This window comes from Subtercola boreus (assembly GCF_003399635.1).
GTDB lineage: Bacteria > Actinomycetota > Actinomycetes > Actinomycetales > Microbacteriaceae > Subtercola > Subtercola boreus_B.
The window spans coordinates 40,549-66,552 of sequence record NZ_NBXB01000037.1; the positions used below are offsets into that span (position 1 = coordinate 40,549).

A 26,004-nucleotide genomic window follows, 5' to 3' on the forward strand; every position below is an offset into this window, starting at 1 on the left:
ATGAAGAAATCATCCAGCCGAGGCACGCTGGCCGGAGGCCTCATCGCCGGCCTCGTCATCGTGACGGGCCTGACCGGGGCGGGATCGCTCTCGGCCAGGGCCACCGGCACTCCCCCGCCCGAAAGCACGTTCTTCTCCACTGCCAACGCGCAGGAGAGCTCGACGATCCAGAGTTCCAGTGATGGCGACCTCTGGGCTTCGTGCTGGGCCGACGATGGCAACCTCTACGCGGCGAACGGCGACGGGAAAGGCTTCAGCACATCCGGACCATCTTCTGACATTGCGGTGAGCCGCATCGCCGGCACGCCTGGAAGCCTCACCGGGTCGACGCTGGCCACCGGGAATGCCATCTCACAGACCTGGACGGCCGGAAGCTACAACCGCAAACCGACAGGAATGGTCTGCGTAAACGGCACGATCTACCTCGCGGTACAAGACCTCAGCACCTCGTTCAACGATGCTCCTGCCGCGACCGTGGTGAAGTCCACCGATCATGGAGTCACTTGGACGTGGGACCATTCCGCTCCGATGTTCAACAATCACGTCTTCACCACGATGTTCTTCGCGGACTTCGGACAGAACAGCGCAAACGCTTCCGATGGATACGTCTACGTCTACGGCCTCGACAACAACTGGCGAACTTCCTTTGATGGCAGCGTCCCGAACCCGACAGACCTTTTCCTGGCGCGGGTGCCCTCGACGAGCGTTCAGACCCGGAGCACCTGGCAGTTCTACACCGGAACCAGCGGTGGAACGCCGACCTGGTCGACGAACATCGCTCTGAAGCAGCCCGTGCTGCACGACGACCGCACCATCTACCCAAGTCTGATCAACGCCGGGACGCACAACCTTACGGTTCTCGGGCAGGGCGGAGTGCTCTACGACAAGCCGCTGAACCGATACATCTACAGCTCGTGGACCGAGTACACCTACGAGTTCTACGAATCGCCCAGTCCGACGGGGCCTTGGTCTCATTTTTTGACCAAGGACTTCGGTGGGTACCCGTGGACCCAGTCGAAGAATGGCGGCTACGCGACGACGATCCCGTCAAAGTTCCTGAGCAGCGACGGACTCAGCATGTACGTGCAGTCCAACGTCTGCAGCTGTGGCGGAGCCGGCACCTCGGTGTACAACTATGCTCTGCGCTCCCTCAACCTCACTGTGGCGCCCACCGCAGCGGCCACGAACAGCACAGGCAGCACCAACGTGGCGCAGACCCCGGGAACGGTACCGATCGAACGCGTCGCCCACTTCGCGAACAATTCGTATTACAACGACGGCAACCTGACCAACTCCGAAGACGACTGGAACAATGAACACAAGTCGGGTGACAGCAGTTGGTGGGGTTACACCTGGCCGCGCCAGTACACGATCAACAAGGTCGTCTACACCACTGGCGCGATGTACCCAGACGGTGGGTGGTTCTCGTCGAACGTGAGGGTACAAGTTCGCCACGGTAACACCTGGACCGATGTCGCTAGCCCGTCGACGGTTCCAGCATATCCCTATAGCTCGGCCGCTGGCACGAACGCCAGCTACACCTTCACCTTCACCCCGGTGTCAGGCGATGGCGTGCGGGTGATCGGGGTTCCAGGAGGCAGTTCGACCTTCACCTCTGTCGGCGAGGTCAGCGCCTACTACAGCACCGGCGGGTTCACAGTGCAGGGAGCGATCGCGACGAAGTACAACTCCTCTGGCGGCGCGGCTGGCCCAGAAGGTGGCATCACCTCGAACGAGACGACAACCGCAGACGGAATCGGGCGTTTCAACACCTTCCAGAACGGTGCCATTTACTGGACACCCAACACCGGCGCCCAGATGGTCTATGGACTGATCTACAGCAAGTGGGCCTCTCTTGGCTATGAGCAGGGCGTCCTCGGTTATCCCACCACTGACGAAACCAGTGACCCGCTCGGTCGTCGAAGCACTTTCCAGAACGGCTACATCATTTTCAACTCCTCCAACGGTGTGGCGACGGCCTATCGCTCGAACGGCACCGTCATCTGACGCTCTGCCCGCGATCAACCCCAGCACAATCAGCAAGATCGACAGAAGAGAGAACTCCTTGTTAGCAAACCTCCAAGGCTGGCACCTCATCGTGCTCCTCGCCATCGTGTTACTCCTTTTCGGAGCACCCAAGCTGCCCGCGCTCGCGCGAAGCGTTGGGCAGTCCATGCGCATCCTGAAGACAGAAGTCAACACAATGCACACAGAAACCGATCAACCCGTTGCTGAGTCTGAGACCACGAACGAGACCGGCCATATTCAACGGGACACCTCAATCCACTGACGGAAAGAACGACAATGACCTTCTTCGCAGATCAGACCGACCACACCGCCTCACCGGCCGCCCCCAACTACGACCGCTCGGCGCTGACAACCGGGATCGTGCACTTCGGCCTAGGCAACTTCCACCGCGCGCATCAGGCCATGTACCTCGATAGGTTGATGGAACGGGGCGAAGCCCTCGACTGGGCGATCTGCGGAGTCGGGGTCATGCCGGCCGACGTGCGCATGCGTGACGCGCTAGCCGCTCAGAACAACTTGTATACCCTGGTTCTGAAGCACGCCGACGGAACCCTCGAACCCCGGGTGATCGGGTCGATTCACCAGTACCTCTACGCTCCGGATGACCCGGAGAAGGTTCTCGCGACGCTCGCCAACCCGGCGACCCGCATCGTTGAACTGACGGTGACTGAGGGCGGATACAACATCGACCGGGCCACGGGCGAGTTCGACCTGACGAATCCTGACATCGTGCACGATCTCGGTACCGTCGAGCATCCGCTGACCGTTTTCGGGTTGGTCGTCGAGGGCCTTCGACGACGCCGAGACGCAGGGGTAGAACCGTTCACGATCATGTCGTGCGACAACATCCAGGGCAACGGACACGTCGCGCGCCAGACGTTCGGTGCATTCGCTGAGGCGAAAGATCCCGAATTAGCATCGTGGATCACCACCCATGTGTCCTTTCCGAACTCTATGGTCGACCGCATCACCCCTGTCACCACCGAGGCCGACCGCTCGCTCGTGACCGAAAGGTTCGCCATCAACGACCAGTGGCCGGTGATGGCCGAACCGTTTGTGCAATGGGTACTCGAAGACGACTTCACGCTGGGGCGGCCGGCATACGAAGAAGTCGGTGTGCAAATGGTCAGTGATGTCGAGCCGTATGAATTGATGAAGCTCCGCCTTTTGAACGCAAGTCACCAGGCGATGGCCTATTTCGGCTATCTGTTGGGTCACCGTTATGCTCACGAGGCCGCCACCGATCCGTTCATCGTCGAGTTGCTGCGACGCTACATGGACGACGAGGCGACTCCGACTCTCAGCCCGGTGCCAGGGATTGATCTCGCCGTTTATAAGGCGACGCTGCTCGAGCGCTTCGCCAACCCCGAGATTCGGGACACGCTGGCGAGGCTCTGTCAGGACTCGTCCGATCGTATTCCGAAGTGGTTGATCCCGGTCGTTCGCTCCAACATCGACAATGGTGGGCAGACGTTGTTGTCCGCCGCCATCATCGCCAGTTGGGCGCGGTACGCCGAAGGCGTCGACGAACTCGGAGAGCCGATCGACGTTGTCGACCCACTCGCCTCGAGCTTGATTCCGCTCGCAAACACGTACCCCCAGAATCCGCTCGGATTCCTCCAGAACGAGCGCGTCTTCGGCGATCTGGCATCGCATCCCGTCGTCGCGGGGCAATACGCCGAGGCCTTGCGTGTCCTGCACGAGCAAGGTGCGCAAGCGGCGCTCACACAGCAGCTTGAACATCGGTGACCAAGGCGCTCGCCCTCAGACGGCCTCGACCACGACCTCGTCATGATCGATGAACAGCCCTCGACGAACCTGCACTGGCGAAACGCGCCAGCTAGCAGAAAGAAATCCGGCGGCTCCCAGGCAAGCGGGTCGCTGCCTCTCTTCCGCAATACCGGCGGCGCTGAGCAGCAATATCGGATAGCTCCCACCACTGCGCATACTCAGCACTCGCGCAGACGGCCGAGTATCGTTTGATCAATGACAGTTGTGCATCGAATCTCCCCCATTGGCGTTCCCACACCATCGGGAAAATACAGTCATCTCAGCGTCACACACTCTGGCGCGAGAATTGCGGTGTTCTCTGGGCAAATCGGCGTCTCCAAGACAGGCAAGCCAGCGGCAGGCTCTGGGGCTCAGACACGGCTGATCTTCGACGCGATCCTGGGCCTGCTGGGGTCGCAGGGAGCGACACCGGCAGATTTGATCAAGCTCGTCACTTTCGCGGTGGGGCGCAGCGCCCTCGTCGAGTTCAATGCCGTGCGCGACGAGGTTTACTCAGAATGGTTTCCCACAGACGAGTTCCCGTCAAGCACGATTGTGGTTGTGTCTGGACTCGCTGCCGAGTCGATACTCGTCGAGGTTGAGGGAAGCTTCGTCTGTCGGTGAAATACCACGTTCGAGTCGGTCGGTCGTGGGAACGTGGGTTGCCCCTGGTGTCGAGCGCAAACTCGACTCCTCGGGTCAGAACATTCAGGGCTACTGCATTCGCAATGTGACCGGGATCACGTTGCTGGGTCGGACGAAGTCAGTTCGATCGAGATAGCGCGGCCGGTCTGCAGTCGCTCTGCGACCCCGTCGGGACGTCTGGGTATGCGGCCCCGTGGTCGCGATGCGAGTCGTGTCTAGTCGGCTGTACCGTCGGAATCGGTACCGCTCTCTGCGGCAAGGAGCGCGCGCAGTTGGTTGAGCCCTTCGCGAATGCGCCAGTTGGCGGTACTGAGCGGCACGTTGAGTGAGCGAGCAACTTCGGCGCGGCTGTATTCGCGGAGGTAGAACAGTTCGATTGCCCTTCGCTGCAGTACGGGAATGGTACGAAGCGCGCGAAGCGCCGCCTCGAGTCTGAGGCGCGTTTCGACTGCGAGTGCGATGTCGTCGTCGTGCTCCTTCCAGTCGCGGATGCCTATTCTGAGGTCCCGGGTTCGGCTGGATTGCGAGGCACGTACCCGGTCGATCGCTCGACGGCGCGCGATGACCTCCAGCCAGGTCGATACCTGGGCGCGCCCGGAGTCGAATTTCGAGGCGTTCTGCCAAAGCTCGAGCATCACTTCCTGAGCGACCTCCTCCGACTGGGCCCGGTCACGCAGCACGCGCCGCACGGATTCGAAGACCCGGCCGAAGCAGCGCGTGTACAGGGTTGCGAAGGCGCCGTCGTCTCTCCCGCAGGTGCGAATAAGAAGCACTTCCGATGTCACGGCTTCGCCTGTCATAGTTCCACCGTAGATCGACGCCCCACGCAACGAAGCCGCGAAACCCTTACAGAACGCGAACGGTTCCGGATATGCCTCGCTCGGGGTGCACCATGCACGTACTGTGACGGAATGAGTAAATTGTCGTCGGAGTCGCACGACCATCCCTTGGTCGACAAGCGCGTGCTCGTCGTCGAGGACGATCCGACGGTCTCCGAGGTGGTCACGACGTACCTGCGAGCGGCCGGATTCATCGTCGACTCCGTCGCTGATGGATTTGCCGCGCTCAGCCGCGTGAGCCAAACGCCGCCCGATCTGGTTGTTCTCGACAGAATGCTGCCGGGTATCGACGGGGTTCAGGTGTGCAGGCGTATCCGGGCAAACTCTGCGGTGCCGGTCATCCTTCTCACCGCTCTCGGCGCAGAAGAAGATCGAATTCTCGGGTTAGAAGCGGGTGCCGACGACTACCTCACTAAACCGTTCTCACCGCGCGAACTCGTGCTGCGCGTTCAATCGATTCTGCGCCGCTCGATCATCGAATTCGCCGTTCAGGCGCCGGTCTTATTCGGCGAGTTCATCCTCGACCCGTCAGCACGAACGGCGACTCGCTCAGGTGAGGCGCTGGGCCTGACCGCCCGCGAGTTCGACCTGTTCTCCTTCTTTCTTAAGCGACCGGATCAGGTCTTCGGTCGCGCTGAGCTCTTGCGTGCAGTATGGGGTTGGACGCACGGCGACCTGTCTACGGTTACCGTTCATGTGCGCCGACTCCGCGAGAAGATCGAGATCGATCCAACCCACCCGGTGTTGTTGTCGACGGTGTGGGGCGTCGGCTACCGCCTCGAAGGCGAGGCGCAAACGCATGCCGTTGCCTGACCTTGCAGATGTCGCCCTCATCGCCCTCATCACGACGCTCATCATTGGAGGCCTCGCCGCCGGCCTCCTGCTGGCAATGCGCCGGGCGTCATTGTTCGTGCAATTGTGCATTGTGATACTAGCCGTCACGATCTCAGCTGTCGCGAGCATGATCACCGTCGCAAACGCGATGTACCTGTCCACCCATGACCTCGCTGTCGCCGTCTGGGTCGCCTGCATCGCAGGCGTGGTGTCGCTCGCGCTTGCGGGCCTTCTCGGCTGGATGATCGTTCGGAACTCCCACGCTTTGTCTGCCGCGACGCGCAAGCTCGGTGCCGGTGAACGCGTCAGTGAGATGGGCCGGTACTTCTCAGCGGAACTCTTAGCGCTCGGCGAGGAACTCGTCTCGGCCAGCACGCGACTGGCCGAAGCGCAGGCGCAATCCGCTCAGCTCGAAGCCTCCCGTCGCGAGCTTGTGGCTTGGATATCGCACGACCTCCGCACCCCGCTCGCCGGCCTCCGCGCCATGTCGGAATCGCTTGAAGACGGGCTGGCCGACGACCCTCAACGCTATTACCGTCAGATTCGCTCCCAAGTCGACCAGCTCTCCGGCATGGTCGACGATCTGTTTGAGCTTTCGAAAATCGATTCAGGAACGTTGCAGCTCAACCTTGACGACGTCTCGTTGTACGACATCGTCAGCGATGCTGTCGCCGACGTGCAGCCGCTCACGGCGGGCCGCGAGATACGTGTGGCTTCAGCGTTCCGGCGAGACATCGTCGTGCGAGCGGATGCCCGGGAATTGTCCCGCGCGATCACGAACTTGCTCATGAACGCGCTGCAGCACACGCCTGAGGGAACACCGATCACCGTTTCCGCAGACGTGTTCGAGGGCCGGGCATCTGTTTCGGTTATCGACGGGGGTGCCGGGATACCCGACGCCGACCTCGCCCGGGTCTTCGAACCCGGTTGGCGGGGAGCAGGCGCGCGCACCACCGCAGCCTCACGAACATCGGCAGGCGGAGATGCCACCTCACGTACCGGGCAGCATTCCAGTGGAGCCGGCCTGGGATTGGCGATCGTGCGGGGAATCGCCGAGGCACACAACGGAACAGTGTGCGTTCGGAACGTGCCCGGCGGGTGCCGATTCGACCTCTCGCTACCGACGGCCGCGTGACGCCGAGCACCGGAAACCAATCCCTCCACGGCACGCGTCGACTGCACGGCAAGGTTTGATCAGCGGCTCTTCAGGCTCGGCTCTCGAGGGCAGTCCGAGCTCCAACGACTATCGGTGAAGATGGTTGACTGAACCCGCCCGCCCGCCCGACGTGATTTGGCCGGCTGAGGGTCTCGCTTTTTACAGCGTAAATATACCTCAGTCGATTCACCTCTGGTTCGGCGCGGCGTGGGGATTCGGAGTCTGCAGCTTAAGGCGCAAGCCGTTTCTCTCGAGGGACGTTTTGAACCGGGACTCGAGGGTGAACCTTGCCGGGCTGGTGACCTGGGTAGGGGTGGTGAGGTAGCTGGTGGTGCCGTTCAGTACGTACGAGGTGCCGGTGTCGCGGGGGCACGCGATTGGAGTGGTGCTGCTGGCCGTCATGGAGCCCTGGTAGGTGCCGATGGCGTTATTTCCGGAGATGTCCGCAGCTGCTGTCGCGTTGGCGGCTTCGGTGAGCGGGTATTGGAAGAGCGCGTTGCCCTTGTCGACGCCGTACGCGCCGGTATAGGTGAAGTTCGCCGCCGTCGCTGCAGTGTCGGTGTTGTTCGTGACCTTCGCGATGTACGCGGAGCTCGTTCCCGGGGTGGAGGCTGTCGCCCAGAACAACCCGGCCAGGATCAGAGCAAGCGCTGCGATGACGGAGATGTTTCGTTTCGTCGGGCGCCGTCCAGCAAGGGTGTTGTTGTTAATGCAGTGTTGTCTTCGGGGTCTGCGGGTAGACCCACGATGATCGTCCAGAGCAGCGGTATCGCACAGACCGCGATCAGGATGACCCAGCCGATCACGGATAGGTTCAGGGCGGAGGAAAGGTGGTACTGGCTGGTATCGACAAGGGTCGGGACGGTGAGGGTCCCGGCTTGCCCCGAGATCAGATCGGCGTGGTTCCCGCCGACGGCTGCCACCCTGATCGGGAGGATCCCGGTGGACACGACGGTCGCGTCCGCGCCGGTGGTGTCTGCGGTGGTGCTGAGGACCACGAGACCGATCAGGGGGCGGAGGATGAGCAGGGTCCCGATCGTGACGATCGGGACCGCTTTCACGAACCAGCCCGCAGTTGCCAGGGGTCGGTTGCGCCGTTGATGTCGCCGCGGGTGCTGATCGCGCCGTCCGCGCTGATGGCGATGATCCCGTGCGTGTAGACCTCTCCCGGCGACGTTGGGGGGCGGAAGGTGATGATGTCACCGACCGCGACCTGCCCGTTCGTGGGGGTGGTGAGGATGAGGGTGCCGACGGGCGCCGTTTCGCCCATCGAGGGGGTTTGCACCACGAACCAGCGACCGCCGGTGATGAAGAATACCAGCGCCGCAAGAAGGAGCACAGCCAACAGTATTGCTGCGGCGATGAGAAGCACTCGGACGGGGCGTGGGAGCGGGGGCTGGTTCGGGAACCACTGGCGGGGCCCGGAATGAGAACCCTTCCTATTCGTTCGGGTGGACGTCACGGGATCACTTCCTTCGGCTGATGGTTGTTCTGCTGATGAAACGAAATATCGCGGGCCGCCCCATCGGAGGCAGCCCGCGATCGTGAGGAGGACTCCGGGAGTGTTAGCTGCTGAAGGCCCAGGTCAGCGGGAGGGAAGCCTGCAGGCCCTGGTACGAGTTGCCTGCGGTCGACGCGAGAGTGACGGCGAACGAGAAAGGAACCGAGACGCCGGCAGCGGGCGCGGTAGGCATCGTGAACGCAGCGGGCGCTGCGCCGGCGAGCGACGCGAGGGTACCGCTGAAGACAGTTGTCGCGCCGGAGGTGATCACGACGTTCATCTTCGCGCAGAGATCCGCAGCCGTACCGTTCTGGGTACCCGAGTTCGTCTGGGTGCAGGTAGCCCCGGGCGTGAGGGTGAACGTGGTCGCGGCGACCGTTCCGATGTTCTTGATCGTGATCGGCGTGGTGACGGTGTTGCCCGGCGTCATGGTCGTGCTGCCGCCGAACTTGTTGATCGTCGCGCACGTCGCCGCGTTCGTCGACACCGTACCGCCATCAGTGCTGAGGCAGGTGACCGTGGCGCCGGAGTTCTGCTCCTGCATCACGAGAGCGCCGGTCGCGGCGGTGTTGGTCGAGTTCGTGATGCTCGCAACGAACCCGGACATCGTGCCCGTGAGGCTCAGGGAAAGCAGGACGGCCCCGAGCACTCCGGCGCCGAGGGCGACAGGTGCGAAACGGCGGCGTTTGTTCTTCGGCATGGACGCGTGACTAGACATAGGAAATCCCCAAGGATGAAAGAAGCTGGTGTGTTGCGCCTGAGAACACCCGGCGGGTATCTACTTTATCGGCAAGCTCCTTCATTATGAAGAAGAAGCACATTCAACGCAACACCCCTGTTTTGGGGGACGCCCCCACCCACCGTGTACCTCTGCTCGTACGAACTCCTCCGTTCCTAGCACCGGATTCGCGGACCACCTTGGCCTCACCCGCAACGAGTACGAAGCGTCACCCACATCGCCAACATCATCACCAACAAGATCGCGACAATTACCGAGAGCTCGTAACCCAATACGTCCGGGTACGCAACCCTTCGGCGGGCTAAGAACCTGCCCACGATACTCATGGCCCAGACAACGCGGCAGCCCGGCCACACCCTTCTATTTTCGCCAACCAGGAACCTCATCCTCCCGGAATAGATCCGATCCCTACCTGAACACCTGAAGGTTTCTGAGACAGCTCATTCTTCGAAGGAACAGGTTGGGGAACTCATCGCCGAAGGCGTCAACGCCGGCATCGCCATCGCCCAGGCAGCCGGCACCCGTTTCGGCCGGCCAATCAGCGACCCGAAGGTGATCGCGGAGAAACTCGAGATCGTGCGAGGCGCCCGGAGAGCCGGGCAACACCGCCGCGCCGATGATGTGGCCACCTTCGGTGAAGGCGTTCCGCTAGAGACTGCGCCTGATGCGGCCATGCTCTGCATGCACACCCTCCCCCACCCAGATGGGGCATGGCGACCCATCCCTGACACAATGCTCCGTTCTACGCATCTCCGTGACATTCCTCTCTGACGACCTGCCCAAGTGACTAGGAGGGACGAATCACGGCCTTGATGCAGTCACTCAAGCCCACGGCCGAAAGGGCCTCGGCATATTCTTCGAGGGTGAAGCGATGCGTGATCATCCCCGCTGTGTCGACTCGGCCGCTCCGAAGGGCGTTGACCGCACGATCGAACGAGAACTGCTGCGCGAACGAGCCCTTGATGGTCAGTTCGCGCCGGAACACTTCGTAGGGAGCGATCGGGAGTATCGCCGACTCTGCCGTCATGCCGTAGACGAAGAACGTTCCCCCAGTGCGTGTCAGGTCGATGGCATGCTCCAACACCGGGATAGCCCCCGTGGCGTCGACAACGATGTCGTAGCCGACCCCGCCCGTCCGCGCACGCAGGTCTTCGACGAAGTCAGAGCCACGCTCGATTCGTACGGTGACATCGACACCGTGTTCAGCAGCCAGCTCGAGTTTGGCTTCGGTGGGTGCCGCGATCGTCACCCTGCCGGCCCCCGTCGACTTCAGCAGCTGCGCGAGCAGCAGACCGGTGGGACCGGCTCCGAACAGCAGCACGTCCGCTCCGGGAGTCACGGCCAGCACGTCGAGGCCGTGCACGACGCACGCGATCGGCTCTGCGAAGACGGCCACCTCCGGGTCGAGGTCGTTGACCACCCAGCATCGGTCGGCCGATGCGACGACGTACTCCGCGAAGCCTCCCGGCGCGTTGACACCCTGTGCGAGCAGCTTGCGGCAGAACGCCGGACGAGCGCGGCGACACTCATCGCAGTGCCCACAGGCGGCCGTGTTGTCGAGGGTGACCCGGTCGCCGATGTCGAGCGACGCGACATCCTCACCGCGTTCGACAACCTCGCCGACAATCTCGTGCCCGGGAATGAGTGGATAGGTAGGCCCGAACTCCCCATCGTGCAGGTGCAGGTCAGTTCCGCAGACACCCGCGACGATAACGCGCAGCAGCACGTCGAGCGGGCCGGGCGTCGGGGTGGGGATCTCGGACAGTCCGAAGCTGCCGGGCTGACTGTAGACGATGGCTTTCATAGGTGCCTTTCGGTGAGCAGCGCGGGAAGGGGTGGGGCGCGAAGTTCGGCCTAAGAACGCAGTGTCAGCAGGCGCGCACCGTTCGAGCGCGTCACGAGTTCGTAGTCCGCCGGGTCGAGTCCGTCCGACAGTCGGGGAAGAAAGCGCAGGGGCAGATAAGAGAGCCCAGGCATTCCGCCATAAGCGATGTAGCGCGTTCGGCGGGCGACATCACCGCCGACCAGGAGGCGGGCCGCACCACCGCCCTTGACCACCCGCAGCAGGCACTCGAGAATCGCACTGTCGGGCGCATCACGGTGCCGGGCCATCCCGTCGTAGCCGAGGTAGGCACCCCGAGCGGCGAGCTCGTTGTGAAGGCCAGAGTCGAGGTTGCGGTCAGCGTGCGCCAACACGACACGGTCGGGCTGGACACCTTCGGCTGCGATCAGGTCCAGTACCTCATGCGTTGCTGAGCCGAAATCGAGGTGCACCATCACGGCGCACCCGGTGTTGAGGCTGGTGGCCGCAGCCGCCTCGATCACGCGCCTCTCAAAGGTTCCGATTGACCAGTACCGGATGCCCGCTTTCACGAGTCCGGCCCGCACAGGCGCTCCGCCGGGACTCTTGGCCGGCGCTCCGTCGGAGAGGCGGAAGCCGCTGGCCACGTCGATCGTGAACAGGTCGATGAGCTGACGCACGTTCATCTCGAGCAGCGCGTCGCCGGAACGGTAGTGGCCCCCATGGTGCGCCCCAGTTGTGTGCACCACGGTCAATCCGGTCGCCTCGCTGATGCGCGCCGTCGCCTCGGCATCGCGGCCGAGACCGGTCGGGGTCGCATCGATGATCGCCTGCACCCCCCCTTCGACGAGCATCCCGGCCTCGCCGCCGGACCGCTTCTCGTCGTCGAGTTCGTCGCCGGGCAACAGGGGCGACGTCTGAAAGAGGTGTTCGTGGTAGTCGAGAACTCCGAGGGATGCCGGGTCGATGTCACCCAGTACTGTGCGGATGACGCTCATCGACGTCACCTGGCCAGTTCGTCAAACCAGGGCTCGAGGCGCCGGTAGGCGTCGAGGAACGTGCTGTACTCCGACCCGTACCGGGCGTGGCGTGCGGGATCGGGCACCCGGCGTTCGGCGCGGTTCGAGAACTTCGACGCGGTGTCGAACCCTTCGAAGATGCCCACACCGACTCCTGCGACCACGGCGGCTCCGATCGCATTGGCTTCATCGACAAGGTCCCTGGCGCTGACCGGTACCCCCCACACGTCAGCAAAAATGTCGAGAAGCAAACCTGAGTTGGCAGCCCCGCCGATGGCATCGATCGAGGGAATGGAAGTGCCGTTCTCCACGAACGCACGAAGCCCCGTGTGAAGGTTGAAGGCCACTCCCTCCAGCACGGCGCGTGTCATGTTGCCCCGACCGTGGTGCATCAGCAGACCAACAAACGCAGCTCGGGCGGCCGGGTTCCAGTACGGAGACCTCTCCCCCAGCAGGTGGGGAAGAAAGAAGAGCCCGTCTTCGGATGCCGCGGCTGAGGCGGCCGCTCCGAGCAGTTCCTTGTAGCGGTCGTTCTGCCCGGGCGCCAGCAGGGAGGTCACCCACGAGAGCGAAGCCCCTCCGGCCTGCATGGTCGCCGTGGGCACGAATCGACCAGGAATGACGTGATTGAAAGTCATCGATCGCATCAGCGGGTCGTGCAGCGGAGCATCGGCACTTATTGACACCCACGAGGATGAACCGAGGTAGGCATAGGCACCGGAGGACGCATCGATGATGCCGGCTCCAAGGGCTGCCATCGGTCCGTCTCCGCCGCCGATCACGACCGGGGTGCCGGCAGCGAGCCCCGTCTGCCGGGCGGCGTCGGCCGTCACCGTTCCTATGACGGTCGTCGATTCGACGATCTCGGGGAAGAGCGAGGGATCAAGTTCGGCGGCCTCAATGAGCTCGGTCGACCAGGCACTGGCTGCCTGGTCATAGGCGTTGGTGCTTGACGCGTCAGAGGGGTCGGTGACCCGCACCCCGGTGAGACGGTAGGCGAGGTAGTCCTTCGCCTGCATCACGGTGTCGATGCGCGCGAATGCTTCAGGTTCGGTGTCGCGCAGCCACATCACCTTCGAGAGAGAGTAGGTCGGGTTGAGCCTGTGCCCAGTGATGGCATAGGCACGCTCCATCCCGATCCGCTCGATGAGGGTGTCGCACTGTGTTCCTGATCGGGTGTCAGCCCAGATGATGGCCGGACGAACGACGTCGCCCGCGGCATCCATAGGAACGACACCCATCATCTGCCCCGAGAACGAGATCGCGTCGACGTCGGCGCTCGTGATGCCGCCTTTCTCGAGCAGCGTACGGTTGGCCTCCGTCATGGCGTTCCACCAGTCGTGCGGGTTCTGCTGGGCACGGCCGCCCGGCCCGAAGTCGGCGCCATAGTTCACCGAGACGGCGGCGATGAGGCGAGCGTCGTTCGAGACGAGCGTCGCTTTGTTACCCGTCGTTCCGAGGTCGTGAGAGATGATCATATGCTTCTCCTTTGAAGTTCGCCGCTCGCTGAGCGGTGGTCTACGGCCGCTCAGCGCAGCGAGTAGCCACCATCCATCAGCAGTTCGGCCCCGATGTAGTATTTCGCGTCGTCGCTGAGCAGAAAAGCGACCGATGCCGCGACCTCATCGGGCGTGGCGAAGCGGCCCACGACCACGTCGCGTTTCCAGATGTCGTGCATGTCGGCTTTGAGGTGGTTAAGCGGGGTGTCGACATAACCGGGTGAGAGCGCATTGAGACGCACGCCCGAGGTGCCCCATTCGACCGCAAGCGACTTGGTGAGAGCCGTAACGGCGGCCTTCGAGGTGTTGTAGGCACTCTGCTTCTGCGGAAAATTCACGACGGCGTTTCCGGACATCGATGCGATGTTCACGATGGCGCCGCCGCCCCGGGCGATGAGCTCCCGACCGAACGCCTGGCAGGTGATGAAGACCCCGCGCAGATTCACTCCGATGACGGCGTCGAACTGTTCGATTGGCATGTCGATGGCGGCGACATCGTCTTCGACGATGCCTGCACTGTTCACGAGGTGCACTGGGCGATCGTCGTCGGCATAGAGGCCGGCAACAACCGCAGCGACTGACGCGGGCGAGCCCAGATCCATCTCGATTCCCGCGACGCCCTCCGGTAGCTTGTCGAGACCGCGGCGGTCGAGGGCGTAGACCTCAGCACCCTCTGCGATGAGGCGGCGCGCGATCGCCTGCCCGATTCCGCCTGCGCCGCCGGTAATGGCTACGCGGCTGTCTGTAAAACGAGTTGTATCCACGGTGATTCCTCATTCTCGAACGGCGTACCTAGTAAAACTACATCAATCCGGTCACCAACCGCAGGAAAATGCAAATCTCATCCGTTGGTATCGCAATTACGACCGTTGATGGCACCATGCTTGTAGTATGACTACCTACACTCGACGAGGAGACCCCATGACGCCACCAGACGTTCCCATCGACCAACCCACTCTGCTGGAGATCTTCACGTCAGGCGAGCTCAGTGGTGCCACACGCCACTACGAGAAAGTCGTCGGTGACATGCAGGGGGTGTATCTGGATGAGCAGGCGTGGCGTGACGCGGTGTCCAACGGCGAGACCAGCCTTGTCTACTCGGTCGACGAGCAGAGGTACCAAGACGGCCCAGGAGCCCTGATCGTCGGAACCAGCACGGTTCTCCCCGGCTCCTACGGCGATGAGTTCGCCGTCACCCGGGGCCACCTGCACGCAACATCCGACCGGGCCGAGTTGTACTACTGCCTGAGCGGTCGCGGTGTCATGCTCCTCGACACCGTCGAGGGAGGCACAGAGGCAGTGGAGCTCACCCCCGGCAAAGCGGTGAACGTACCCGGCCAATGGGTCCACCGCAGCGTAAACGTCGGGGACGAACCCTTCGTTACCCTTTTCTGCTACGCCGCCGACGCGGGACAGAACTACGCGATCATCGCCGAAGCAGGAGGCATGAAGACGCTCGTTGTCGCAGACGCGCAATCGGGCTGGACGACCATTCCCAACCCCCGGCACCGGGGCTACCGCAGGGAGCAGTCGTGACCGGCACCGCCCTCGAACGGCTGACCCTCGCGCGCATCGTTCCGGTCGTCGAGATCACGGATGTTGCGCGGGGCGTCGAGCTCGCCCACTGCCTGAGCGCCGCCGGTCTGCCCGTCGCGGAGGTCACGCTGCGCACACCCGCCGCGCTCGAGGCCATTCAGGCAATCCACGCAGAGGTACCCGGGTTCCTGGTCGGCGCGGGCACACTCCTCACCCCCGCCCAGGTCGAAGACGCCGTCGAGGCAGGGGCCCACTTCGGCGTCTCACCGGGATTTACGCCTGCTCTCTCCGCCGCGGCATCCGGCGCCGATCTGCCGTTCGTGCCTGGCGCCATCAGCCCGACCGAGATCCTCGCGGCCGTCGAGCTGGGCCATACCCATCTAAAGTTCTTCCCCGCCGAGCAGTCGGGCGGCGTCGCCGTCATCTCGGCCTTCGCCGCCCCGTTCGCCGCAATTGGCATTCGCTTCATGCCCACCGGCGGGGTGAGGCTGTCGAATCTCGACAGTTACCTTGCCCTCAGCACCGTCTTCGCGATCGGCGGAACGTGGATCGCGCCGCGTGACCAGATCGCCGAGGGCCGCTTCGACGAGATCACCCAGTCTGCCCGCGCTGCCGTCGCCACGGTGGCGGCTTTCGGCGCCTGACCCCTACAGAAAGAGACCAGCGCTCGTGCCTCGCACCCTCACCCCAGACACCCTCGAATCGGCCACGGTTCCATCTTTCTATTTCGTCGGCGTCACCACCGGTAGTTCATCGATCCGTACCGTATTTCCCGCCTGGGCCGAGTCTCTCGGTCTCGGCGAGGTCGAGCTGGTGGGCATCGACCTGCCCCTGCACGCCCCCGCAGACCAATACCGCAGGGTGGTCTCGTTCCTGAAAGATGACGCCCTCAGCATGGGCGCCCTGGTCACCACCCACAAGATTGATCTGTTCCACGCGGCGAGAGACCTCTTCGATGAGATCGACCCGCTTGCCGAGCTGATGAATGAAGTCAGCTGCCTCTCGAAACGCGACGGTCGATTCCGCGCCCACGCGAAAGACCCGATCTCCTCCGGACTCGCACTCGACGCCTTCCTCCCAGCGGGGTACTTCGCCGAAGCACCGACCGATGTCATCGTCTTCGGTGCGGGCGGCTCGGCGATCGCCATCGACTGGTACCTCTCCCGACCCGGCCGCGGCGCTGACCGCCCCGCGCGAATCGTGGTCACGAACAGGAGCGGTGCACGACTCGATACCCTACGCGACATCCATGAGGCGGCGTCGGCAGGCACCCCGCTCGAGGCGGTGCTCGCCCCGACAGCAGCCGACAATGATGCTGTGCTCAGGACGGCCAGTCGGCGCGCCGTCGTCGTGAACGCAACGGGCCTCGGCAAAGATGCCCCGGGCTCCCCCCTGTCCGATGACGTCGTCTTTCCCGAGCATGCCGTCGTCTGGGATCTGAACTACCGCGGCGACCTTCTGTTCCTTGACCAGGCCCGAGCCGCAGAGAAGGCACGCTCGCTGCAGGTCGAAGACGGCTGGATCTACTTCATCCACGGCTGGACACAGGTCATCGCAGAAGTCTTCAACGTGACGATCCCCACCAGCGGGCCGCTGTTCGACGAGCTCTCGGCCAAAGCCGGCCGCACCCGGGCCTGAGTCGACGATGCGCGTTCTCATCACTCCCCGCTCTATGACTTCGGCCGGACTCGACTCCGTGCCCGAACTGAATCCGCTCCGTGAGCGGGGCGTCGAACTGATCTCAGGGCCAGCGGGCCGGCTACCCACCGAGCCGGAACTACTCGAGCTCGTGCACGACGTCGACGGCTGGCTCGCAGGCGTCGAGGTCGTCTCAGCCCGAGTTCTGGCCGAGGCGCCTCAGCTGCGCGTCATCAGCCGCAACGGCGTCGGAGCTGACGCCGTTGATCTTGCCGCTGCAGAAGCCCGGGGGATCATTGTCGCGCTCGCACGCGGCGCCAACTCGCGCGGAGTCGCTGAGCTGGCCATTCTCCTCACCATGGCCGGTCTCAGGCACCTGCCTGAGGCCAACGCGGCGATGAAGACCGGCGAATGGCAGCGCACCCTCGGTCGAGAAATGCCCGACATCACCCTCGGTCTGGTTGGATTCGGCGCCATCGGGCGTCTCGTCGCAGAGCTCGCCAGCGGCCTCGGTGCATGCGTTCTCGCGCACGACGCCTACTCTGAGGTCGACGCCGCCTCCCACGCTTCAAGCGCGACCTTTGCCGAGGTGTTTGCACGCAGCGACGTCGTCTCGCTGCACAGCCCGCCACCGGCCGACGGTTCGCCGCTGGTGACTGCCGAAGTGCTCGCGACGATGAGAAGGGGTGCCGTGCTGATCAACACCGCCCGCTCGGCTCTCGTTGACGATGATGCCGTTGTCTCCGCGCTGGGCTCAGGGAGACTGTCTGCCTATGCGGTCGACGCATTCGACAACGAGCCGCCCAGGCTTAGCCCACTGCTGCTTCATGAACACACCATCCTCACCCCGCATCTCGGGGGTTTCACCGACGCGAGCACTCGCCGGGCCACGGAGCAAGCGGTCGCCAACCTGATCACTACGCTGGGACTGTAAGCGCCACGGTGGCGCGAACGGAAGCAGACCCATGAAACCCGAGGCCTACCCGCCGACGAATGCTCCACTCCTCGAACATCTCAACGATGTGATCGGCACCCTGCGCGCGTCCGAACGTAAAGTCGCGCAGCTCGTGGCCGACAACCCGACATTCGTCATGAACGCGACAATGGCCGGGGTCGCTGAGGCCGCAGGAGTCAGCGAGCCCACCGTCATGCGGTTCTGCACCTCACTCGGGTTCGCAGGGTTTCAACAGTTCAAAATCTCGCTCGCCCAGACGCTCGCTCTCGGCATCCCTGCAACACTCTCGACCATCGGCCGAGATGATGCAATTGAAGTCCTGATCACCAAAGTATTCGATCACACGATGTCAAGCCTTGATCGGGCACGCCGATTTCTCGACCCCGCAGCAGTCGACCGTGCGGTCAACGCCATCATCGCATCGACCTCACTGACCTTCGCCGGGCTCGGGGCATCCGCATTGATCGGACTGGACGCCGAACAGAAGGCCGCACTGTTCGGCGTGCCCTGCTCAGCGCCCTCAGACCCACACCAGCAGTTCATGGCCGCATCGACCGCACGGCCAACCGACGTCATCATCGCAATATCGAACACGGGACGAACGAAGTCCGTCGTGCAGGTCGCCAAGACCGCCAGGACGAACGGTGCTACCGTCATCGGCATGTCGGGCGAAGACAGCCCACTGCTGGCGCACTGCGACATCCCCCTTGTCGTGAAGACAATCGAAGACACTGACATCCACACCCCCACCGTGAGCCGCCTTGCCGGGCTGGTGGTCATCGACATCCTCGCCACCGCCGTCGCCCTGCGCCGCGGAAAAGACCACATGGACAAGTTGACGGCGATGAAAGAGGGACTGCTCCGGTTCCGGCGCGACGACTGAGAGCTAACCGAGTTCGACACCGTCCTGAACGATCAGCACCTTGATCTGATCGCCGCCGGCGGCCGCAGCGAACGCCTCCGCGGCCTCCTCCAGGGGGTAGGTCGACGTGATCATATGGGCGGCATCGACACCGCCCGCCGCGATGATCTCGATGGCCCTCACGTAGTCCTCGCGTACATAAGTCGCCGATCCCTGCAACCGCACCTGCCTGTCCTGCAGCACAAACAGTGGGATCTGCACGGGCCGGGAAGGTACGCCGACCGTGACGACGATGCCGCCGCGTTGAACCATCTCGATGGCCGAGATGACGGTGGGCTGGATCGAGACACAGTCGAAGACCACATCAGCGGTCTCGCCCAGCTGAGCTCGCACCGCATCCGCCACGTCAGCGTCGCCTGAGTCGACAACCGCGTCGGCTCCGAGCCGTAGGGCCCCTTCCCGTTTCGACCCGAGCACGTCGGTCATGACTATGCGCCGGGCCCCGTGAGCTTTCGCTGCCGCCAGCATGAGAAGTCCGATTGTCCCGCACCCGATGATCACGACGGCCTTGTCCCGAATGTCGCCAGCAAGCCGAATGGCATGCAACGGCGTCGAAAGCGGTTCGATGAGAAAGGCCATCCGTAGGTCGAAACCCTCGGGAATGATGTGCAGGCGACTCGCCCGAACTGTGAACAGATCGGCCATTCCGCCCTCACGGAATCCGCAGCCGAAGAACTCGAGGTTCTCGCAGATGTTGGAACGCCCGGTGCTGCACATCTTGCAGTACCCACAGGGCAGCGTCGGTTCCGGGGTCACAAGCTGGCCGACGCTGAACCCGGTCGCCTCCGCACCGAGCGCCTCGATGACACCGACGACCTCGTGCCCTGGGAAATACGGGGGCTTCATCGTGGGGTGCGAGCCGTGCATCCCGTGGATGTCCGATCCGCAGACACCCGCGACGCGGAGCGAGACCAGCGCCTCATCGGAACGCAATTCAGGTACGGCTTCTTCGATGACTTCGACGACGCCGGGCGCTGAGACCTTCACGCGTCTGCGCAGGTGGGTATCCATAAACTGTTCCTCTCGTCATAAAGAAATGGATCGGCCACCGGAACTCAAAGCTCCGCTGGCCGATCCGGATGCGCCGCTCTAGAAGACGCTGTTCGCGTCGTAGTAGTCAGACACGTTGCTGCAGTCGATGCCCGCAGCCTTCGTGTACTCGTTCGGCTTGAAGTCGCTGGCAGCTTTCTCGCCCGTGCCCAACTGCTCAGCGATCTGGAAGGCGCGTTCAGTGGCTAGCGACGGGGAGTTCAGGCCAGTTGAGACGTACTGCGAGTCGCAGCCCTTCAAGATCTGCTCGAGCGCCTGCTTCTGCCCGTCGGCAGAGGCAGCGACCAGCGTGGTGGTGTTCTTCTGGTCGGCGAGTACCGTCAGTGCACCGAGTGCCATCGAGTCGTTCAGCCCCAGGATCAGGTTCAGGTCGGGGTTCGCGGCAAGCATGGATTCCGTCGCGGGAACAGCTTTGTCCTGCGCGTAGTCTGCCTCCGTCGAAGCGACCACATCGAACTTCATACCAGCTTTGGTCAGACCGTCGAGAAAGCCCTGCTGGCGAGCGGGTCCGACGATGACATCGTTGGGTCCACCGTTCAGTACGCCGACCTTGATGGTCTGGCCGGTGGTGAAACGTTTGGCGGCCAGCTCGCCCGAGAGCGCGCCCACGGCTGCGTTGTCAGAGGAGACGCTGGTCACGCCGACACCCGGGATGCCGGTGTCGATGAAGAGCAGCGGAACTTGGCTGGCGATCTGGGTGAGTTGGTCTTTCTCCGTGTCTGGGCTGATCGCGTTGACCACGATGACGTCTGCGCCCTGCGCCATCATGGTCTGGGCCTGATCGAGCTGTGTGACGGGGTCACCGCTGGCGTTCTGGAAGAGCAGCTTGAAGCCATCCTTCTTCGCCAGGTCTTCGGCCATCGCCTGCATGGCCGAGTAGTACGGCGCGTCGAGCTGGCGCTGGAGGAACCCGATTGTCAGGTCTTTGACCTCCTTGGTGGAACCGGCGTTTGTGCCGCCGGCGGTGCTACCCGCGGTGCTACCACCGACGGTGCCGCAACCAGCAAGGGTGAGAAGGACTGCCGCTGCCGCGACGGCCCCGAGAAACCGTGTCTTTTTTGTCATCATTGACCTCTCGAATATGTGTCAGGAATGTGTGCTGCGTGTGACTGAGGGGAAGCTGGTGGTGCATCAGGTGAGCTGTTTGGCCTTCTTTCTCTTCGAGAACTGGATCGTCGTGAGGAGCACGGCGACGAGGATGAGGGCGCCGCGGAAGGCGTCCTGCAGGTAGGTGGAGACGTTCAGCAGAACCAGGAGATTGCTGATCACGGCGAAGATGAGCGTGCCGACGACGGCGCCGAAGACCCGGCCCTTGCCGCCGACGAGACTGGTGCCGCCGATGACGACCGCCGCGATCGCGTTCAGCTCGTACCCGGTACCCGCCGTTGGTGTGCCGACTCCAACCCGCGAGGCAAGAAGAAAGCCTGCGAACCCGGAGAGCACTCCCGCGATGACGTAGACCAGGAAGATGGTCGACCGAACCGGTATGCCCGCCGCCCGTGCCGCCTCTTTGTTGCTTCCCGAGGCGTAGACACGCCGACCGAAGACGGTGCGGCGCACGAGGAACGCGATGACGACGGCGAGCAGGAGCCACAGGATGCCAATGAGCGGGAAGCCCAGCACGGTGGAGGAGGCGATGGCTCGGAAGTCGGTGGCGTCGGGCGAGACGGGGATGCCTTCTGTGTAGGCGTAGACCAAGCCGCGCGCCAGCGCGAGCATCCCGAGTGTGACGATGAACGCCTCCAAGCCCCGGAACGCCACCAGCCACCCGTTGATCGCGCCGATGGCAGCGCCGGTCAGCACGGCGACGAGAATGGCGAGGGGAACACTCGTGCCCGAGAACAACCCTGCCGCGAGCACTCCCGCGAGACCGACCACTGACCCGACACTGATGTCGATGCCGCCGGTGAGAACGACGATGAACTGAGCCAGGGTCACGATCCCGATCACCGAAGCCTGAAGAACCAGGTTCGTGAGGTTCTGCGTTGTGAAGAAGGCGCTGGTCGAGAAGCCAGCGATGATCAGCAGAAGAATGAGGATGTAGAGGGGATATTGCTCCTTCGCCCATCCTCCAAGGCGGCGCCCGTCGAAGCCGGCGCGAGCGTCGGGTTTGATGTCAGATGCGGTCGATGTCGTAGTCATGCGGTTTCTCCTGCGAGCGACGCCCTGATGAGGTCGTCGGTCGTGCTGGTTGCGGGTGTGAATTCGCCGACGAATCGGCCTTCCTTGAGAACGAGAATGCGGTTACAGAGCATGAGCGCCTCTTCGGCTTCGCTCGTCACGACAACGACCGCCTTGCCGTCATCGGCGAGGCTACGAACGATCTGGTAGATGTTCATACGGGCGCCTACGTCGATGCCCTTCGTGGGCTCGTCGAGAAGCACGACGTCAGGGCGGGCCTCCAGCCACTTGGCGATGACCACCTTTTGCTGGTTACCGCCCGACAGGGTGCGCGTGTACGTTGTCGGCCCGCCCTTGACCTGATACTCGGAGATCAGTTCGGAGATGCGTGCGTTCTCCTTGCGCCGGTTGATGATGCCGAATGTCGAGAAGTGCTTCAGGGTCGCCAGCGTCATGTTCTCGCCGTTGGTGAAGTCTTTGACGAAGCCCTCTCGGCGCCGGTCTTCAGTGAGGTAGGCGATGCCCTGTGCAGCGGCGTCACCTGGGCTCTTCGCGCGAACCACCCTTCCTGATACGGTCACCGTTCCAGAGTCGCGCGACTGGTTGCCTGAGATGGAACGGAGGATCGAACTGCGCCCGCTGCCGACAAGTCCATAGATGCCCAGAACCTCCCCGGGCTGCACGGAGAACGAGATGTCGGTCGCCGACCCTGAGGTCAATGCATTAACTGTCAGTGCAGGCGCACCGCCCGCGCTGACGGTGGTCGGCGCTTCGATGGCGCTGACAGCCTGGCCGATCATGAGAGTCATGACCTCAGCCGGGGTCGTGTCGCGGGTGGCGACTACGTCGACGAGTCTGCCGTTTCTCAGCACAGCGATACGGTCCGCCATGGAGAAGACTTCGGGCATGCGGTGCGAGACGAAGACGACAGAGACTCCGGCGGAGCGTTCCTTCTCGACCAACGCAAGCACGTCTTTGAAGTGCTCCTCAGTGGTGGAGGCCGTGGTCTCGTCAAGCAGTAGCACCGAGTGCTCGTTGACCTGCGTGCGGCTGAGCGCGAGCATCTGCCGAAGCCCGGGTCCGAGCTCACGCCCGAGGCGGTCGGGAGAGACATCCTGCAGCCCGACTTTTGCCAGCACTTCGCGCGTGGCCTTCGTGCGATTGCGAGGAACCAGGCCCCACGGTCTCACCTTTCCCGCTGAACTCAGCCCCCGGAGCCAGACGTTCTCGGCGACAGAAAAGTCGTCGATGATCATCGGCTCCTGATGCATGAGCAGGATGCCCGCGTCTGCTGCGTCAGCCGGGCCTGAAACGGGCTTGTCCCACCCCGGGATATGGATCGAACCGTCGGTGGGCTGCTCCTGGCCGGCCAACAAGCGAGCGAGCGTCGACTTGCCGGCACCATTCGCACCGCAGATCGCCAGAACCTCGCCTGCATACCCAGTGAGGGAAACATCGTCGAGAGCAGTGACTCCCGGATACTTTTTCGACACACCGACGACGTCGAATGCGACGGTCTTTGTCGAGGACTGATCAGACATTGTCGGGTGGGCTCCTTTGCACGCACATCGTCGATGACGTGTGTAGTGATACTACCTAATTTGGAGCAGATTCATAGTTCTTTGGAGCGTTTCATACGAAAGCACCACAAAATTGTAGTTGTGCTACCTTTGATGAGCCGTTTATGGTGGCCGGGGGGAGCGGGAATGTTGCGCCGTAGTCGCCGAGGACACTCCATCTACTGACGGGCCAGGTGGTGAAGAGGGCTCGGCCCACAATGTCGCAGGTAGGCACAAACCCGCCATCACCATTGACTTGAAGAAGGTATCTTCCTATTCTTTGGTTCATGCCTCGACGTAAAGTTGGAACGGTGCTCCCTCTGGAGTACGACATCCTCGAAGCGGGCCTTCACCTGCAGAGCCGAAATGAACCTGTCTACGGTTTTTCTCTCGCGCGGGCGCTCCGCGCGTCCGACTCGTCGAAAGGTCTGACCGCGCACGGAACGCTGTACAAAGCTCTTGGCCGAATGGCCGAGGCTGGCCTGCTTGAGGCCGTGTGGGAGCACCCCGCAGCGGCGGAGGCCGAGAACAGGCCCCGCCGGCGTCTCTACGAAGTCACAGGTCACGGAGCGGAAGTCGCGCAGGCCGAACGGGCAACGGTTCGGCCCGTGAGGCCGGTTCGCGGCATCAGTCTGGGACCGGTGCTTTCATGAGCGCGGCGAGGTCGGGTGCGGATCGGCGTGCGACGGTGTGGGTGCTGCGGTGGGCTTCGTTCTACACACGCGGGTTGCCCGCCAACGTCGCGAACGCCCGTCGCGACGAGCTTGCATCAGACCTCTGGGAGCACAGCACAAGCGCCGGGACCACACCGCGCGAACGCCGGGCACTTGCATTCGAGATCGGGTCACGAGCGGTACTCGGCATGGGTGCTGACTTGTCCTGGCGTGGGCAGCAGCTCCGACGCGAACACCGTCAGCAAGCCGTCGCACTGCCGATACGTCAGCGAGCTGGCGCGCGACGTGCGGCTACTGCGGTCTATGTCCTTTCCGCGCTGATGATCGTTGTAGCCCTGTCGGCCGGCGCGCGCGCTGCGCTGAATGTGTCTTACCTCTCCCCTGCCGGCGCGCCCGCTGTTCTACTGGCTTGCGGCGTGTTGGGGTGTGCGGCTGTGTTCCTGTTCAGCCGGTCCGGTAGCCGGCTGGCGGGCGGTGTTGGGCTGGCCGTTCTGTCATTCCCGATCGGGTGGTCCCTGATGCTCGCGCTTCCAAGCGTCAGCGCTGAAGCATCGCGGCTGTACGCAACTGTGATGCGGCCGGTCCTCGAGCTGCCCCCGCTCCTGGCGCTTGGGACAATGCTTCTGCCGGAGATGCTGCTCGCGTGCTTTTTCCTGATCGGCACCCTGTGCGCACGGCGAACGGTCCACCGGACATCCCACCTCGACTCCAGCACCGACACCTCGGGGTAACCCTCGTGGCCTCATCGCGACCGAAAATGCTGCCTCTCATCGGTGTGGCCCAACCCGCCGACGCGATCATCACGATCACCCAAGCCGTTGACCTTCTGACGACCGAATGCTTCACCCTGTTCGGGCTCACCTACCGAGGCACGCAGGACTACGACCAGATGCGGGAAGAATTCCACGTCTCCGATCAGCGCCTCTACGGGATCACCGACCTTCCCGTAGCCGAAGTGTGGGGTATATGCCCGCTCCCGGTATGGACCCGACAGCGAGATGGGTCGACGAGATCTCAACAGATCAGTATCAGCTCGTTCTCGCCGGAGGTGTCAACGATCAACCCCCTGCAGCGGAGGATCAGAGCCGCTCACCGGGGATAGTGAACGGCCAGCCCGTGCCGGCCGGAGGGTGCCTTGGCCACGTCCGCCTCTCCCGCCCAAACCATCAAACGCCACTAAAAAGACCAGTCGTTGGATCGCGCTCCAAACCTTGCCCAAAGGCCCCTGTGAGGGATTCTGGTAGACGTCCGACCCGAGGCTGTCGGATCCGTCCCGCAGAGGGTCCCGGAACGATTCACGCTCGGTTTCGCCGCCGGCTACTGCTATCAGCGTGGCCACGTTGGAAAGAGGCTGCATGGTATTCGTGGCTGCAGCGCGCCTTTCTCGCAAGAATTCTCGAAGCCAACTGCTCGGAGGCCATTCCGGAAGTACGCTGAATCACAGAATCAATGATGGTCGGCGACGGAGCAACAAGGATGTTTTTGCGTTCGAAGGATTTCTTTGTTGACGCCGACCGAATGTGATGCCGTTTCTGCCGATTGAAAACAGGGCCACCTAGCCACTATGGAAGGTGATCAATTTGGATGACTGGGTGACGTCCCTGTGAGTGGTGGGGTTTCGGGTTCTTGAGCGTTGCATCGTCGACGTGAGAAGCCACCGTGTGATGGTCAGTGAGAACCGACTAAAACTCTCACGCAAAGGACACCACACGATGGCT

Annotated in this window: 27 protein-coding genes; 14 read left to right on the forward strand and 13 right to left on the reverse strand. The window is 63.1% G+C overall.

From position 1 onward, the window contains the following. From B7R22_RS19885 to B7R22_RS14270, 4 genes are all read left to right on the forward strand, one after another. Complete coding sequence (locus tag B7R22_RS19885) at positions 1-2,007, forward strand: hypothetical protein (RefSeq protein WP_116412373.1); 2,007 nt, start codon at positions 1-3, stop codon at positions 2,005-2,007. A gap of 106 nt (positions 2,008-2,113) precedes the next feature. Continuing rightward, complete coding sequence (locus B7R22_RS20460) at positions 2,114-2,290, forward strand: twin-arginine translocase TatA/TatE family subunit (protein ID WP_253259096.1); 177 nt, start codon at positions 2,114-2,116, stop codon at positions 2,288-2,290. Between the two features lie 14 nt (positions 2,291-2,304). Continuing rightward, positions 2,305-3,777, forward strand: coding sequence for a mannitol dehydrogenase family protein (locus B7R22_RS14265; protein WP_116412375.1), 1,473 nt, complete (start codon positions 2,305-2,307; stop codon positions 3,775-3,777). Between the two features lie 237 nt (positions 3,778-4,014). After that, complete coding sequence (locus tag B7R22_RS14270; protein WP_116412376.1) at positions 4,015-4,422, forward strand: RidA family protein; 408 nt, start codon at positions 4,015-4,017, stop codon at positions 4,420-4,422. A 236-nt stretch (positions 4,423-4,658) separates the two neighbouring features. Here B7R22_RS14270 and B7R22_RS14275 read toward each other — a convergent pair whose 3' ends face one another. After that, positions 4,659-5,243: a sigma-70 family RNA polymerase sigma factor gene (locus B7R22_RS14275; RefSeq protein ID WP_116412377.1), complete on the reverse strand. Its 585-nt coding sequence runs from the start codon at positions 5,241-5,243 to the stop codon at positions 4,659-4,661. A 111-nt stretch (positions 5,244-5,354) separates the two neighbouring features. Between B7R22_RS14275 and B7R22_RS14280 the strand changes: the two genes are divergently transcribed. Beyond that, on the forward strand, positions 5,355-6,095 hold the full coding sequence (locus B7R22_RS14280; protein WP_116412378.1) for a response regulator transcription factor: 741 nt from the start codon (positions 5,355-5,357) through the stop codon (positions 6,093-6,095). Next, positions 6,082-7,251, forward strand: a complete 1,170-nt coding sequence (locus tag B7R22_RS14285; RefSeq protein WP_116412379.1) for a sensor histidine kinase — start codon at positions 6,082-6,084, stop codon at positions 7,249-7,251. Before B7R22_RS14280 ends, B7R22_RS14285 begins: the two co-directional genes overlap by 14 nt. 207 nt (positions 7,252-7,458) lie before the next feature. Here the strand turns inward: B7R22_RS14285 and B7R22_RS14290 are convergent, their stop codons facing one another. The 8 genes from B7R22_RS14290 to B7R22_RS14330 form a co-directional block, all read right to left on the reverse strand. Then, positions 7,459-7,899: a hypothetical protein gene (locus B7R22_RS14290; protein WP_116412380.1), complete on the reverse strand. Its 441-nt coding sequence runs from the start codon at positions 7,897-7,899 to the stop codon at positions 7,459-7,461. A gap of 11 nt (positions 7,900-7,910) precedes the next feature. After that, positions 7,911-8,333 carry a hypothetical protein gene (locus tag B7R22_RS14295; protein WP_116412381.1) on the reverse strand — a complete coding sequence of 141 codons (423 nt, stop codon included), beginning with the start codon at positions 8,331-8,333 and terminating at the stop codon, positions 7,911-7,913. Further along, positions 8,330-8,734, reverse strand: a complete 405-nt coding sequence (locus B7R22_RS14300; RefSeq protein WP_367379197.1) for a S26 family signal peptidase — start codon at positions 8,732-8,734, stop codon at positions 8,330-8,332. Before B7R22_RS14300 ends, B7R22_RS14295 begins: the two co-directional genes overlap by 4 nt. A 103-nt stretch (positions 8,735-8,837) precedes the next feature. Then, positions 8,838-9,473, reverse strand: a complete 636-nt coding sequence (locus tag B7R22_RS14305; protein WP_253259093.1) for a hypothetical protein — start codon at positions 9,471-9,473, stop codon at positions 8,838-8,840. Positions 9,474-10,299: 826 nt separating this feature from the next. Beyond that, complete coding sequence (locus B7R22_RS14315) at positions 10,300-11,316, reverse strand: zinc-dependent alcohol dehydrogenase family protein (RefSeq protein WP_116412384.1); 1,017 nt, start codon at positions 11,314-11,316, stop codon at positions 10,300-10,302. A 50-nt stretch (positions 11,317-11,366) separates the two neighbouring features. Continuing rightward, entirely contained in the window at positions 11,367-12,311 is a 945-nt protein-coding gene (locus B7R22_RS14320; RefSeq protein WP_116412402.1) for a phosphotriesterase family protein, read from the reverse strand. Between the two features lie 5 nt (positions 12,312-12,316). Further along, on the reverse strand, positions 12,317-13,810 hold the full coding sequence (gene xylB, locus B7R22_RS14325) for a xylulokinase (protein ID WP_116412385.1): 1,494 nt from the start codon (positions 13,808-13,810) through the stop codon (positions 12,317-12,319). Positions 13,811-13,860: 50 nt separating this feature from the next. Next, the gene (locus B7R22_RS14330; RefSeq protein WP_116412386.1) at positions 13,861-14,595 is read right to left on the reverse strand and encodes an SDR family NAD(P)-dependent oxidoreductase; all 735 of its coding nucleotides are present in this window, start codon (positions 14,593-14,595) and stop codon (positions 13,861-13,863) included. Positions 14,596-14,752: 157 nt separating this feature from the next. Here B7R22_RS14330 and B7R22_RS14335 point away from each other — a divergent pair, with 157 nt between their 5' ends. From B7R22_RS14335 to B7R22_RS14355, 5 genes are read left to right on the forward strand one after another with little or no spacing between them, the layout of a single operon-like run. Continuing rightward, positions 14,753-15,367: a glucose-6-phosphate isomerase family protein gene (locus B7R22_RS14335; RefSeq protein WP_172582417.1), complete on the forward strand. Its 615-nt coding sequence runs from the start codon at positions 14,753-14,755 to the stop codon at positions 15,365-15,367. Then, positions 15,364-16,011 (forward strand): bifunctional 4-hydroxy-2-oxoglutarate aldolase/2-dehydro-3-deoxy-phosphogluconate aldolase, encoded by a 648-nt coding sequence (gene eda / locus B7R22_RS14340; RefSeq protein ID WP_116412388.1) that lies wholly within the window; start codon positions 15,364-15,366, stop codon positions 16,009-16,011. Before B7R22_RS14335 ends, eda begins: the two co-directional genes overlap by 4 nt. Before the next feature lie 25 nt (positions 16,012-16,036). After that, complete coding sequence (locus B7R22_RS14345) at positions 16,037-17,005, forward strand: shikimate dehydrogenase family protein (protein ID WP_116412389.1); 969 nt, start codon at positions 16,037-16,039, stop codon at positions 17,003-17,005. Between the two features lie 34 nt (positions 17,006-17,039). After that, complete coding sequence (locus B7R22_RS14350; protein WP_216363471.1) at positions 17,040-17,939, forward strand: NAD(P)-dependent oxidoreductase; 900 nt, start codon at positions 17,040-17,042, stop codon at positions 17,937-17,939. Positions 17,940-17,970: 31 nt separating this feature from the next. After that, positions 17,971-18,843 carry an SIS domain-containing protein gene (locus B7R22_RS14355; RefSeq protein ID WP_116412391.1) on the forward strand — a complete coding sequence of 291 codons (873 nt, stop codon included), beginning with the start codon at positions 17,971-17,973 and terminating at the stop codon, positions 18,841-18,843. Between the two features lie 3 nt (positions 18,844-18,846). On the opposite strand, the gene B7R22_RS14360 is transcribed toward B7R22_RS14355, so the two are convergent. From B7R22_RS14360 to B7R22_RS14375, 4 genes are all read right to left on the reverse strand, one after another. After that, entirely contained in the window at positions 18,847-19,893 is a 1,047-nt protein-coding gene (locus B7R22_RS14360; protein WP_216363472.1) for a zinc-dependent alcohol dehydrogenase, read from the reverse strand. A 78-nt stretch (positions 19,894-19,971) separates the two neighbouring features. After that, complete coding sequence (locus B7R22_RS14365; protein ID WP_216363473.1) at positions 19,972-20,997, reverse strand: sugar ABC transporter substrate-binding protein; 1,026 nt, start codon at positions 20,995-20,997, stop codon at positions 19,972-19,974. A gap of 66 nt (positions 20,998-21,063) precedes the next feature. After that, entirely contained in the window at positions 21,064-22,074 is a 1,011-nt protein-coding gene (locus B7R22_RS14370; protein WP_116412393.1) for an ABC transporter permease, read from the reverse strand. Further along, positions 22,071-23,594 (reverse strand): sugar ABC transporter ATP-binding protein, encoded by a 1,524-nt coding sequence (locus B7R22_RS14375; protein ID WP_116412394.1) that lies wholly within the window; start codon positions 23,592-23,594, stop codon positions 22,071-22,073. The genes B7R22_RS14370 and B7R22_RS14375 overlap by 4 nt, the downstream gene beginning before the upstream one ends. A gap of 305 nt (positions 23,595-23,899) precedes the next feature. Here B7R22_RS14375 and B7R22_RS14380 point away from each other — a divergent pair, with 305 nt between their 5' ends. The 3 genes from B7R22_RS14380 (at position 23,900) to B7R22_RS14390 (ending at position 25,388) form a co-directional block, all read left to right on the forward strand. Beyond that, positions 23,900-24,265 carry a PadR family transcriptional regulator gene (locus B7R22_RS14380; RefSeq protein WP_116412395.1) on the forward strand — a complete coding sequence of 122 codons (366 nt, stop codon included), beginning with the start codon at positions 23,900-23,902 and terminating at the stop codon, positions 24,263-24,265. Positions 24,266-24,339: 74 nt separating this feature from the next. Next, complete coding sequence (locus B7R22_RS18855) at positions 24,340-25,017, forward strand: hypothetical protein (protein ID WP_147305397.1); 678 nt, start codon at positions 24,340-24,342, stop codon at positions 25,015-25,017. Between the two features lie 26 nt (positions 25,018-25,043). Beyond that, positions 25,044-25,388, forward strand: coding sequence for a hypothetical protein (locus B7R22_RS14390; RefSeq protein ID WP_147305398.1), 345 nt, complete (start codon positions 25,044-25,046; stop codon positions 25,386-25,388). The last annotated feature ends 616 nt before the right edge of the window (positions 25,389-26,004 follow it).

Excerpts from the sequence above, each read along its gene's own strand:
- B7R22_RS19885 (WP_116412373.1), top strand. The coding sequence starts at position 1 with ATGAAGAAATCATCCAGCCGAGGCACGCTGGCCGGAGGCCTCATCGCC.
- B7R22_RS14265 (WP_116412375.1), top strand. The coding sequence starts at position 2,305 with ATGACCTTCTTCGCAGATCAGACCGACCACACCGCCTCACCGGCCGCC.
- B7R22_RS14270 (WP_116412376.1), top strand. The coding sequence starts at position 4,015 with ATGACAGTTGTGCATCGAATCTCCCCCATTGGCGTTCCCACACCATCG.
- B7R22_RS14275 (WP_116412377.1), bottom strand. The coding sequence starts at position 5,243 with ATGACAGGCGAAGCCGTGACATCGGAAGTGCTTCTTATTCGCACCTGC.
- B7R22_RS14280 (WP_116412378.1), top strand. The coding sequence starts at position 5,355 with ATGAGTAAATTGTCGTCGGAGTCGCACGACCATCCCTTGGTCGACAAG.
- B7R22_RS14285 (WP_116412379.1), top strand. The coding sequence starts at position 6,082 with ATGCCGTTGCCTGACCTTGCAGATGTCGCCCTCATCGCCCTCATCACG.
- B7R22_RS14305 (WP_253259093.1), bottom strand. The coding sequence starts at position 9,473 with ATGCCGAAGAACAAACGCCGCCGTTTCGCACCTGTCGCCCTCGGCGCC.
- B7R22_RS14315 (WP_116412384.1), bottom strand. The coding sequence starts at position 11,316 with ATGAAAGCCATCGTCTACAGTCAGCCCGGCAGCTTCGGACTGTCCGAG.
- B7R22_RS14320 (WP_116412402.1), bottom strand. The coding sequence starts at position 12,311 with ATGAGCGTCATCCGCACAGTACTGGGTGACATCGACCCGGCATCCCTC.
- xylB (WP_116412385.1), bottom strand. The coding sequence starts at position 13,810 with ATGATCATCTCTCACGACCTCGGAACGACGGGTAACAAAGCGACGCTC.
- B7R22_RS14335 (WP_172582417.1), top strand. The coding sequence starts at position 14,753 with ATGACGCCACCAGACGTTCCCATCGACCAACCCACTCTGCTGGAGATC.
- B7R22_RS14350 (WP_216363471.1), top strand. The coding sequence starts at position 17,040 with ATGACTTCGGCCGGACTCGACTCCGTGCCCGAACTGAATCCGCTCCGT.
- B7R22_RS14355 (WP_116412391.1), top strand. The coding sequence starts at position 17,971 with ATGAAACCCGAGGCCTACCCGCCGACGAATGCTCCACTCCTCGAACAT.
- B7R22_RS14360 (WP_216363472.1), bottom strand. The coding sequence starts at position 19,893 with ATGGATACCCACCTGCGCAGACGCGTGAAGGTCTCAGCGCCCGGCGTC.
- B7R22_RS14365 (WP_216363473.1), bottom strand. The coding sequence starts at position 20,997 with ATGACAAAAAAGACACGGTTTCTCGGGGCCGTCGCGGCAGCGGCAGTC.
- B7R22_RS14370 (WP_116412393.1), bottom strand. The coding sequence starts at position 22,074 with ATGACTACGACATCGACCGCATCTGACATCAAACCCGACGCTCGCGCC.
- B7R22_RS14375 (WP_116412394.1), bottom strand. The coding sequence starts at position 23,594 with ATGTCTGATCAGTCCTCGACAAAGACCGTCGCATTCGACGTCGTCGGT.
- B7R22_RS14380 (WP_116412395.1), top strand. The coding sequence starts at position 23,900 with ATGCCTCGACGTAAAGTTGGAACGGTGCTCCCTCTGGAGTACGACATC.
- B7R22_RS14390 (WP_147305398.1), top strand. The coding sequence starts at position 25,044 with ATGCTGCCTCTCATCGGTGTGGCCCAACCCGCCGACGCGATCATCACG.